The organism is Streptomyces sp. NPDC055243, assembly GCF_044544025.1.
In the GTDB taxonomy this organism is placed as follows: Bacteria; Actinomycetota; Actinomycetes; order Streptomycetales; family Streptomycetaceae; genus Streptomyces.
Window position 1 is genome coordinate 124,593 of sequence record NZ_JBITWR010000024.1, and the last position, 9,848, is coordinate 134,440.

The 9,848-nt window shown below is 67.7% G+C and carries 10 protein-coding genes; 1 reads left to right on the plus strand and 9 read right to left on the minus strand.

The window, feature by feature from the left end; genetic code table 11:
• Nucleotides 1-303: 303 nt before the first annotated feature.
• The 7 genes from ACIGXX_RS41115 to ACIGXX_RS41145 form a co-directional block, all read right to left on the minus strand.
• The gene (locus tag ACIGXX_RS41115) at nucleotides 304-840 is read right to left on the minus strand and encodes a hypothetical protein (protein WP_399983794.1); all 537 of its coding nucleotides are present in this window, start codon (nucleotides 838-840) and stop codon (nucleotides 304-306) included.
• 114 nt (nucleotides 841-954) lie between these two features.
• Nucleotides 955-3,489, minus strand: a complete 2,535-nt coding sequence (locus ACIGXX_RS41120; protein WP_399983797.1) for a hypothetical protein — start codon at nucleotides 3,487-3,489, stop codon at nucleotides 955-957.
• The gene (locus ACIGXX_RS41125) at nucleotides 3,486-3,887 is read right to left on the minus strand and encodes a DUF6507 family protein (RefSeq protein ID WP_399983800.1); all 402 of its coding nucleotides are present in this window, start codon (nucleotides 3,885-3,887) and stop codon (nucleotides 3,486-3,488) included. The genes ACIGXX_RS41120 and ACIGXX_RS41125 overlap by 4 nt, the downstream gene beginning before the upstream one ends.
• Before the next feature lie 64 nt (nucleotides 3,888-3,951).
• A complete protein-coding gene (locus ACIGXX_RS41130; protein ID WP_351161619.1) occupies nucleotides 3,952-4,263 on the minus strand; it encodes a pore-forming ESAT-6 family protein in 312 nt (103 codons plus the stop codon).
• Between the two features lie 58 nt (nucleotides 4,264-4,321).
• The gene (locus ACIGXX_RS41135; protein WP_399983804.1) at nucleotides 4,322-4,651 is read right to left on the minus strand and encodes a hypothetical protein; all 330 of its coding nucleotides are present in this window, start codon (nucleotides 4,649-4,651) and stop codon (nucleotides 4,322-4,324) included.
• A 329-nt stretch (nucleotides 4,652-4,980) separates the two neighbouring features.
• Nucleotides 4,981-7,095: an elongation factor G gene (fusA, locus tag ACIGXX_RS41140; RefSeq protein WP_399983807.1), complete on the minus strand. Its 2,115-nt coding sequence runs from the start codon at nucleotides 7,093-7,095 to the stop codon at nucleotides 4,981-4,983.
• A gap of 463 nt (nucleotides 7,096-7,558) precedes the next feature.
• Nucleotides 7,559-7,813, minus strand: coding sequence for a hypothetical protein (locus ACIGXX_RS41145; protein ID WP_351173183.1), 255 nt, complete (start codon nucleotides 7,811-7,813; stop codon nucleotides 7,559-7,561).
• Between the two features lie 178 nt (nucleotides 7,814-7,991).
• On the opposite strand from ACIGXX_RS41145, the gene ACIGXX_RS41150 reads away from it, so the two are divergent.
• Nucleotides 7,992-8,285, plus strand: coding sequence for a chaplin (locus tag ACIGXX_RS41150; protein WP_351173186.1), 294 nt, complete (start codon nucleotides 7,992-7,994; stop codon nucleotides 8,283-8,285).
• Nucleotides 8,286-8,355: 70 nt separating this feature from the next.
• On the opposite strand, the gene ACIGXX_RS41155 is transcribed toward ACIGXX_RS41150, so the two are convergent.
• Together ACIGXX_RS41155 and ACIGXX_RS41160 are read right to left on the minus strand one after the other, a co-directional pair.
• Complete coding sequence (locus ACIGXX_RS41155; protein ID WP_366462944.1) at nucleotides 8,356-9,228, minus strand: tyrosinase family protein; 873 nt, start codon at nucleotides 9,226-9,228, stop codon at nucleotides 8,356-8,358.
• A gap of 38 nt (nucleotides 9,229-9,266) precedes the next feature.
• Nucleotides 9,267-9,683, minus strand: a complete 417-nt coding sequence (locus tag ACIGXX_RS41160; protein WP_383820578.1) for a tyrosinase family oxidase copper chaperone — start codon at nucleotides 9,681-9,683, stop codon at nucleotides 9,267-9,269.
• Nucleotides 9,684-9,848 lie beyond the last annotated feature (165 nt).

Genomic DNA, 9,848 nt, shown 5'->3' on the forward strand with positions numbered 1-9,848 from the left:
CTAAATGTCTTGAGGCGCGGCCTGCTGGGCGTTGCCTCGACTGCATCAGCTGCCCAGAAGGTCGCGAAGTGGTCCGCGCGCCAGGGGGAGGGAGCGCCTGGTGCTGAGGATGCGCATTAACTACTGCGCTGAAATGCGAGTTGTTCCTACGCCCCGGTCTCTCTCTTCGCCACTTTGGAACGGCAGGCTCAACCGATGACACGAACCCCGAGCGCCTTGAGGAGCGCGGCACACGCGTTGCACGGCTGTGTGGGCCGCCTGTCCCCGCACGAGGCCTCGGGGGAAGTATCCAGCTCATGGCTGTTAAAGCTTGTCCGTCAGGTCCGGCCCCAGCCCACTCTCATCGGCGTCCGGCCTACTGATGCCGAAGCCGACGGCATGCCCGAAGTACGTCGGCTCACCTGTCTCGGCTTCCACGCCGAGTGCAGAGTTGAGTTCGCGCAGCGCGTCGGCAAGCCGAGGGGCATTCCTGCTCTGCACCTCCGGATGTGGACGGCCAGAGAAGCCGAACCAGCTCCAAATGTCGTGGTGAACTGAAAGGGTTGCGGTCGGACCGTATGAGGAAGTTGTGACAGACAAATCAACAATACGGGGCTCTTTTCGGGGGTGCCCCTCAGTGTCGTACCAGACTCCACTACCAATGACCTTGAAGTCTCGGACCTTCGCATCAGGGAAAGCTACAGGACGGCTTCCAGAGATTTTGTGAGGGATTTCTGGGTCTGTCAGGTTTCGAATGAAGACCGTGCTCATAACCCCTGTGAACCCTTTCCCCGGGGCGAGCCACATGTATTCCAGACTGCTCGGCGAAAGCAGCTCGAACTGATCGAGCACCTCGATCATTCTTGCTGCGACGCTCAATGCAGAGTTAAGACCGGATGGTACGGTCCCGTCCAGGTCCCAAAACCAGGATCCGCATTCCTTTTTTGCTCGCATGAGTGTCGACATGAAGTTCTCTCAGGGGTAAATGGGGCCGTCGGCCGGAATCTTGATCGCGCCGTCCTCGAAGCGCAGCAGTACGGTCGCGCCACCATCCATCGCTGCTTCCTCGATGGCTTTGAATGCTCCTGGGCGCAGGATCGACATAGGATGGTGCACGTCCAGGATAGCCACACCATGATTCATGTACTCGTACCGCAGCTGCTCGATCGCACTCTCGGCATTCTTGATCAGCTTCTTCTTGCTGGCTACGTTCTTCAGCTGGTAAGCGTAGTCGATCTCGCCATCAGCATTTCTCGTGTACACGTCGAGGTCCCATAGATCAGTGGGCTCCCCGAACTCGAACCCGAGGCGTGTGAACCCCCGACCTTGCAGTTCGGTGGCATGAACCAGTGCCATGTGGGCAGCAGGAACCATGCTGTCGGGGCTGCTGCGACTGGGCCCTTGCTTGCACATATCGAGAATCTTGCTGTAATTCTCTGTACCCCGAAGGTGCCCACGGCTAATGATTTCCGCAACACTGGCACCGTAGGGATCCTTGCGGAGGCTGTGGAGAACGGCTTCCTGATCGCGCAGTTTTATTTTCGCGTGACTGAGCTCAGCAAGGAGACGAGCCTCCTGCTCCGGCTTCAGCGGTCCGGTGGGCTCATGAGGCATCTCGTCATGCGGTCTGCTGTACCTGCTCGGATCGATCTCCGACAGACCATCGAGGGTGTCCGCCTGCCCTCTCGCGCCGAACCCATCGCCTCCGACCACACCATCACCATGACTACCGGCAGAACCTGCGCCGTGCCCGGTGGTGGTGTGCCCGCCGACGGAGACGCCGTCGTGGTTGACGGTGCCGCCCGGCGTGTGATCGCCACCACCTGGGCCTGTGGTGCGACCACCGGAGCCGGGGAGCTCATGGCTGGCTGAGGGGCCGTTGGTGAAACCGCCTGATGCGCCAGGGGGGAGGTGTGATGCGGTGCCCCCTGAGACATCGCGGCCCACTCCACCGATATCGTCCCCGGCCCGCCCGGCAGCTCCGCCCACACCGTCTCCGGTACGGGAAGCAGCTCCTGGCCCTTGAAGAGGCGAGCTACGCGGCGGAACGTCCCCGCCCCGGCCGAGGGCTGCTGCCGCATCATCACCAGCATGCGCGCCCACCAGGACTGGCCCTCCTCGCGGCAGCGCCTCCGCCCCCGCGTTTGCTCGTTCGGCGGCCGCGCCTCCCTTTGGCATCTCATCGGGTCTCTGAATGACGTTCTGGTGGTCCCGGGGCGCGGCGATGGAGGGGGTGCGCTCATCGGCGGAGAGTTCGACACGGGGCGGCGTGGTGTCCGGAACGCCGTTCTTTAGGATGGTGAGTTCGCCGTTCCCAACGTGGACTTGAGAGTGTGGGGCGAACCTCCACATGGTGCTGGCGGAGCCGGCACCAGGCGCGTTGCCGAATCCGGCGCGGACTCGGGCGGTGACGTCTGCGATCTTGGGTGCGGCTCGAGTGGTGGCGCCGATGGTCCTGGCTGCCGCGCTGAGGGGGTCGATGGCCTCGCCGACCTTGGCCAGGGTGCCAGCGGTTTTGGCGACAGCGCCGCCCTTGGCCAGTTTCGAGACGGCGGCCAGCGGTCCTGAGGCGAGGGTCAGGCCGTTGAAGAAGACAGTGCCTGTGGCCTTGCCTGGGTGATCTTCCCAGTCATCCCAGCCGACCAGGGCCTTGGCGAACGTCTTGGTGTACGGGCGGCCCTCGGCGACTGGCTTCTTCCAGGGCGAGTCTTGCTTGTTGAGCGGGTCGAAGAGGTAGGACTCCAGGCCGAGGACCGTCATGCCAAGACCCTTGCGGGCCGCATCGCCGTCAGCTCCGGGGCTGACGAGGTCCACGAGCCCGGTGACGGTGCCGACGACGTTGTCCTTGATGCTGCCGCTGGCCTCCCTCACATGGTGGGAGAGGTCGAACTTGTCGTAGGTGAGGGCCTCAGGGGTGCCCCAGGGCAGCTTGTCGGCGTGCTTGAGCGCTTCGGCGGTGTAGCCGTAGACCTGCATACCGCGTGGGACCAAGGTGCCCTTGTAGCCCTGCGGCACGTACTGGGTGCCGTCGACCAGAGCCGTGATCTTGTTGTTGGCGGCGGTCTCGGCTTTGGTGAAGTCGGCCTGAGCCTGGGCGACCTCGCCCCACAGAGCCGCGTGCTGGTCGATCTTGCCCTGGTCCTGGGTCCACTCGTCGTCGATCTCGCCGCTGTCGGTCTTCAGGCTCGCCCTGAAGTCGGCCACCTGAGTCCGGAGATGGTCCAGGCGGGCGATAATGGGCCGTACCGCGCCAGCGTAATCATCCAGCGCTCGGGCGACCGTTTCGATCTTCGAGGCGAACAGGTCCGCTCGATCCCGCACCGGCGCCGTGGAGGCGAAGAGCTCCTCCGCCTCGGGTGCCCGGTAGAAGGCCCCAAGGCCCTGGAACTTGCTGTGCACCGCACCCCCCGCCTGGCGCAGGGCGCCGGCATGGGCCCGCAGCCCGGAAGCGTGCTGCTCCAACTGCTCGAGGTCACCGCTGAAGTGGGGGACATCCTTCGCAGTGATCACAGCGAACCCCGCGTGAGGGGTGTGGGCCGCTCCAGGATCGGGTCGACCACACTGGCCGCGGAGCGCTGCAGCTCGGCCGCGATCTCCAGGTCACCCGCTTCGTAGGCAGCGGTGGCCAGCATCGCGCCGTTGACCGACTGCCCGGCCCGCACGCCGATGAACTCCAGATCCTCGGCGGTGCCTTCGGCGAACTCGACGAGCGCGGCGGCGACCAGACCTCCGACCGGACTCTGGCCTCCGCCGTCGGCTCCCCCCGACACCAGGGCACCGGACCACTTCGCAGCGCCCCCCAAGTCCTCGCCGTACTCGCCGACGTGCCGGTCCAAAGTGCCCAGTACATCGTTCACGTGCGACAGGACGAGCTTCACCCCGCCCGGCTCAATGTCCCATTTCGGCATGCCAACCCCCTACTTCAGCCCCGTGACCCGTATCCGCGCCGGCACACCCGCAACGGCGCTCCGTTCAGCCGATGTTGTCGACCGCTGCGCGCGCTCGCGCGAGCGTCGACTGCGCGGTGCCGTCGTTCTGCTCCAGCGTCGTACGCACGAGGCGGATGATTTCCCGTACCTCGTTGGCTGCCTTGTTCCAGCGGACTTCCTTACCGTGGTAGTCGTCTGACACGCCGTCGGCCTGGTAGTCGGCCATCGCGGCCTTCACTGCGCGGTCGCGGTCGCCGAGCACCCGCTCCAGCTGACCGATGATGATCTGCAGGCCGCCCTGCACGTCGGACGAAGCGCCGGTGTCGTAGGAGCGGCGGTCCTGGTTTCCAGCCATGGCGGAGTTCCCCCTGTGTGCGAAGTATTGGGTGCGCGAGCAGGCCGACTCGGCAGGATCAGCCGGAGAAGCGGGCGCTGTCGAAGTTGGCCGCGCCCATATTCTGGTGGGCGTTGTCCGACTGCTCCTGGTCGCCGGAGCCGAACGCGGTATCCATACCGGCCTGCCCGCCCAGGATCGAGGACAGTGCCCCGTTCAGATCCGAAGTGATTTCATCCGCGCGCAATTTGAACGAGTCGAAGGTCGCCTTGCCTGCCCCGTTGAACTTGCCCTCCAGCGGTTCGGCCGCCTGGACCAGCAAGCTGATCAGCGTCCCGAGGTCGTCGCTGGACCCCACGGTGTTCTTCCCCAGCACCGCGAGGGTCGTGTCTCCCATGTCGAACTTCATGAGTCCACCCCCGTTAACTCGTCAACTATGTTGCGCTCTGCGTCCGGTCGTCGATCACAGCAAGCGCATGTGCCACTCACGCCACGTAAGCGTATCGAACATACTCTCCCGTGGTGCATTGCAGACGCAACGGAATTCGGACTGATGTGGCGTGATCTGCCTCATGACTTCAGTGGCTCTCGCCGGTGTGACGGCCCAGCCCCTTACTCACCAGCGCAAAGACCCCGCACCTCCGCCCCGCCGGATGAGATCCGGCGGGGCGGAAACTGAACTGGGGGTCCGCGTGCGCGGTTTGTTGTGTTGCTCTGCAGGCCGACGGGGCGGTGTACTTACCGACCCAGCACCCCCGCCGAAACCGCCGCCGGAACCCCCGCATAACCCATCGGCCGCGTCGTGAACGTGCCGCGCCCCTGCGTGCGGCTGCGCAGGCGCGACGCGTAGCCGAACAGTTCGGCCAGGGGGACCGTTGCCGTGATCGTGGCGATGCCGGAGCGGGTCGTCGAGGCCGTGACCCGGCCGCGGCGGGCCGCCAGGTCGCCCAGTACGCCGCCCACCCCGTCGTCCGGGACCGTGGCCGTCAACTCCACCACCGGTTCCAGGAGTTCGAGTACCGCGGCGCGCAGCGCCTCGCGGAGTGCGAATCTGCCCGCCGTCCGGAACGCCATCTCCGAGGAGTCCTTGGAGTGGGTCGCTCCGTCGGTCAGCGTGACCCGCAGGCCCGTCACCGGATGACCGCCCAGGGGGCCGTCGGCGAGAGCGTCCCGGCAGCCAGCCTCCACCGCACGCACGTACTCCTGCGGCACCCGGCCACCCGTGACCGTGGAGTCGAAGACGAAGGTGTGGGCCGCTTCCGGCTGCGCCTCCAGGCGCTCGACGTCGAGCACCACGTGTGCGAACTGGCCCGCGCCACCGTCCTGTTTGACGTGCCGGTACACCAGACCCGACACCCCGCGCACGACCGTCTCGCGGTACGCCACCTGCGGGCGGCCCACGCCCACCTCGATGCCGTGGGCGCGGCGGATCTTCTCCACCGCCACCTCCAGATGCAGCTCGCCCATGCCGGACAGGACCGTCTGGCCGGTCTCACGGTCGACCCGTACCGCCAGCGAGGGGTCCTCCTCGACCAGGCGTGCCAGGGCCGAGGACAGGCGGCCGGTGTCCGTGCTCCTGTGGGACTCCACCGCCACCGAGACCACCGATGCCGCCACTGCGGGCGGTTCGAGGGTCAGGGGCGCGCCGGGCGAGCACAGCGTGGTGCCGGCGCGGGACGTCTTCAGGCCCACCACGGCCACGATGTCCCCTGCCGTCGCCCGGTCGAGTTCCGCGTGGCGGTCGGCCTGCACGCGCAGGATGCGGCCGATCCGTTCGGTGCGGCCCGTGCCCGCGTCCATCACCGTCTCTCCCTTCGTGATCGTTCCCGAGTACACGCGTACGTACGTCAGCCGCCCCGTCGCCGTCGCGTTCACTTTGAAGGCCAGGCCCGCGAGCGGCGCCTCGGGGTCGGCGGCGCGTTCCTGCACGGTGTCGCCATGGGTTCCGCGTACCGCCGGAACGTCCACCGGCGACGGCAGGTAGGACACCACCGCCTCCAGCAGCGGTTCGATGCCGCGGTTGCGGTAGGCGGAACCGCACAGCACCACCACGCCCTCACCGCTGAGGGTCAGATCGCGCAGTGCGGCGGTCAGGGTCGGGGTGCGGAGCGTCGACGTCGCGCAGTACTCCTCCATCGCCGCCGCGTGCAGCTCCGCCACCCTCTCCTCCAGCTCGTGCCTGCGCCGGTGCGCCTGCTCGCGCAGGGCCTCGGGGACCGGCTCCACTTCGTACGTGGGATGGTCCGGGCGCCAGACCAGGGCGCGCATCCGCAGCAGGTCCACCACACCGGTGAACTCGTCCTCCCGGCCGATCGGCAGCTGCACCACCAGCGGGACCGTGTGCAGTCGCTCCCTCATCGATGCCACCGCCGCGTCGAGGTCGGCGCCCGCCCGGTCCAGCTTGTTGACGAACGCGATCCGCGGCACGTCGTACCGGTCGGCCTGCCGCCACACCGACTCGCTCTGCGGCTCGACCCCCGCCACGGCGTCGAACACCGCGACAGCCCCGTCCAGGACCCGCAGCGAGCGCTCCACCTCGTCGGCGAAGTCGACGTGGCCCGGGGTGTCGATCAGGTTGATCCGGTGGCCGTCCCAGGCGCAGCTGACCGCCGCGGCGAAGATGGTGATCCCGCGGTCGCGTTCCTGCGTGTCGAAGTCGGTGACGGTCGTGCCGTCATGGACCTCACCTCTCTTGTGGGTGGCACCGGTCAGGAACAGGATCCGTTCGGTGACGGTGGTCTTGCCGGCGTCGACGTGGGCGAGGATGCCGAGATTCCGGACGTCGGCGGATGTGCGGGGGGAAAGGGTGGAACGGGTGGAACCGACGGACAGGTGTTGGGTGTTGGTGCGCATGGCCGAGGCCTTTCGCTCTGATGCAGAACAGGGCGGCGCTATTTCCGGGCGTGAGAACTCTGGGGGTATGACCTCGTCAGAGCATGTCCTGGCCGGAGCGCGACCTGGCCGGGGCATGACACGGCCGGTCGGTGGGTCAGGAGTTCGCCACGGACCTCAGTGACGGCCGCGCAGCCGTCACCGCATCCGCGAAGACACCAGGATCACGTCGAACCGCGACCGGGAAGCACGAACGACAGTGCGGTAACGCATGGCCCGGCCCCCTCACTTGGCTGACTGCTCACTGGATGCTGCATGCTGAATGCCGTGAGTTTAGGGAGCCTTGCCCTCGACAGTCACCGGAATTAAATCCGCGGGCCCCTGAATCGATCCGCGCCCGCACCCCTGCGCAACGCAAGAGGCGGGGCAGAGCCCCCATGGGCCCGGCCCCGCCTCTCCGCTTCTCGTGCGTCTTCCTCGCGGATTACCCCTCGATCGCGGGCAGTACGCCCACGACCGGCGCCGCCAGGTCGGTCAGCTGGTGCAGCTGCTGCAGCTCGTAGAGGCCGTTGACCCCATTCAGGTGGCTGGTGACCGACGGCACCTCGGCGCGGTACTCCTCGGGGATCGCGCTCGCGCCGAGCGAGTCGATCGTGCCGGTGGGGGAGATTTCGGCGGCGTTCGCGGCGGGGGCGGCCAGGGCGGCGGCACCGGCGGCGAGAGCGAGGGCGGCGGCCATGCGTCGTGTTGAGATCATGTGATGCGCAACGGCTCGCGCGGAGCGCTGGACACGGGCTCCCGGCCGATTTCACCAATGATGTACCGATCGGTGCCGTTACCTGGTGACCACGGCGCCGTTGAAGGGACAGTACGGCCGCGTGCATGCGGCGGTACTCGTCAATTCAAAGGAGAACGTGATGTCTCGCATCGCGAAGGCAGCCGCTGTTGCCCTCGGCACGGGCGCCGTGGTGCTCAGTGGCACCGGTATGGCCATGGCGGACGCGGGCGCCGAGGGTGCGGCCGTCGGCTCGCCCGGCGTCCTTTCCGGCAACCTCGTCCAGGTTCCGGTCCACGTCCCGGTCAACGTGTGTGGCAACACTGTGGACGTCATCGGGCTGCTGAACCCGGCGTTCGGCAACCAGTGCGCCAACGCCGACGGCGGCCACGGCGGCCACGGCAACCCCGGTGGCCCCGGCGGCTACGGCGGCTGATCGCCCCTGTGCGAAAGCCCCCGGCGGTCCTGGACCGCCGGGGGCTTTGTCATGCGTACAGCGGCGGCTGTCATGCGTAGCGGTAGATGCCGCGATGGCTGAGCAGGTCGTCCGGCTTCGCGCCCCAGGGCGGCATCGCCTCGTGGCGGGCGGCGATACTGCCGTGCAGCGGGCCGCGGCCCGGCCCCGGCGGCTTCTCGGGCAGGTAGGGGGCGGAGTCGGGGTGCCGCGCCATCCAGCGGTCCCACAGCAGGTCCACGAAGGCGTGGTTCAGCCAGAAGACGGGGTCGTTGACCGACGCGCCGCCGAGCATGTGCCCGCCGACCCAGCGGTGGACGCGGTTGTGGTTGCGCCACTTGTCGTTGCCGACGCCGGACGTCCACCCCTCGAGCTTGTTGCGGTAGCCCTCGGACGATGTGGAGTCCCAGGGCGGTGTGTCGTACACGGGGTCGCGCATGGCCCAGGCCAGTTGGTCCGCGGTGGGCAGCGCGATCGGGTCCTGCGGGCGGCCGAAGTCGCGCATGAGGAAGTCGCCGTCCGTCTCCCCCTCCTTGATGACCCAGATGCCGTTCGCGCGGGCGAACGGGCCGGTCATGACCTGCCGGTCGGCGCGCCGCCCGTTGCCGCCCATGAGCCCGCTGCCCCAGAGCGAGGCGCGGGGTGACCTGTCCACCGTCCAGTCCCAGTACGGGACGGAGACCGAGGAGTCCACCCGCTGCAGGGCCCGCTCGAACTCCAGGAGGAACCTGCGGTGCCAGGGCAGGAACGAGGGCGTCATGTGGGCCACCCGCAGTCCGCTGTCCCCGTCGGACACGTAGTGCTCGATGTGGGTCCGGACGAACGCGTCGTACTCGCCCTTGCGTTTGAGCTCGAGCAGCGCGTTCACGAAGCGCCGCTTCTCGGTGCTGGTGAGCCGGGCCTGGTTCTTGCGGGTGTAGACCACGTCGGTTCGCTCCTCCGGTCCGATGTGCGGGGCGGTGATCAGGCGCTTTCGCCGCGCAGCTGCTGGCCGCGGCCGAGTTCGTCCACTGCCCTGCGGGTGGCGATGAGGGGCGTCGGATACGACTGGTAGTGGTCGATCATGCTCAGATAGCCGCCGTCGGCCCGCCGCATGAGGTGGAGCGGGCGGCCGTCGACGGTGATGTCCCAGTCGGCGCCCGTGTGGTGATGACCCGGGACGGCCCTCGAACCGCGGATGTGGCGGCCCTCGTACATCTCGTCGAACGCGCCTTGGCCGAGGTCGTCGGACGGCAGGTTCCGGTCCGTGTGCCGTGTCGACCAGAGGAGCGCGGCCGGCGCCGCCACGGCCGCGAGGCCCGCTCCGATGAGGTTGCGCATCGTGGCCCGGCGCGTGAACCGTCCAGCGCTCGGCCCTTCGGCCGCTGCTCCCTTGACCATGGGTGATGTCTCCTTGCGCGAGCTGTCTTACGAGAGCTGCCTTACGAGAGATGCCTGTCGGAGCCGCCGCGTCAGCTGGTCCAGAACTCCCACCAGCGCGTGAGGATCAGCATGCCGATGATGCCGACGTGCAGCACCGGAAGCACCCAGGTGAACTCGCCGAAG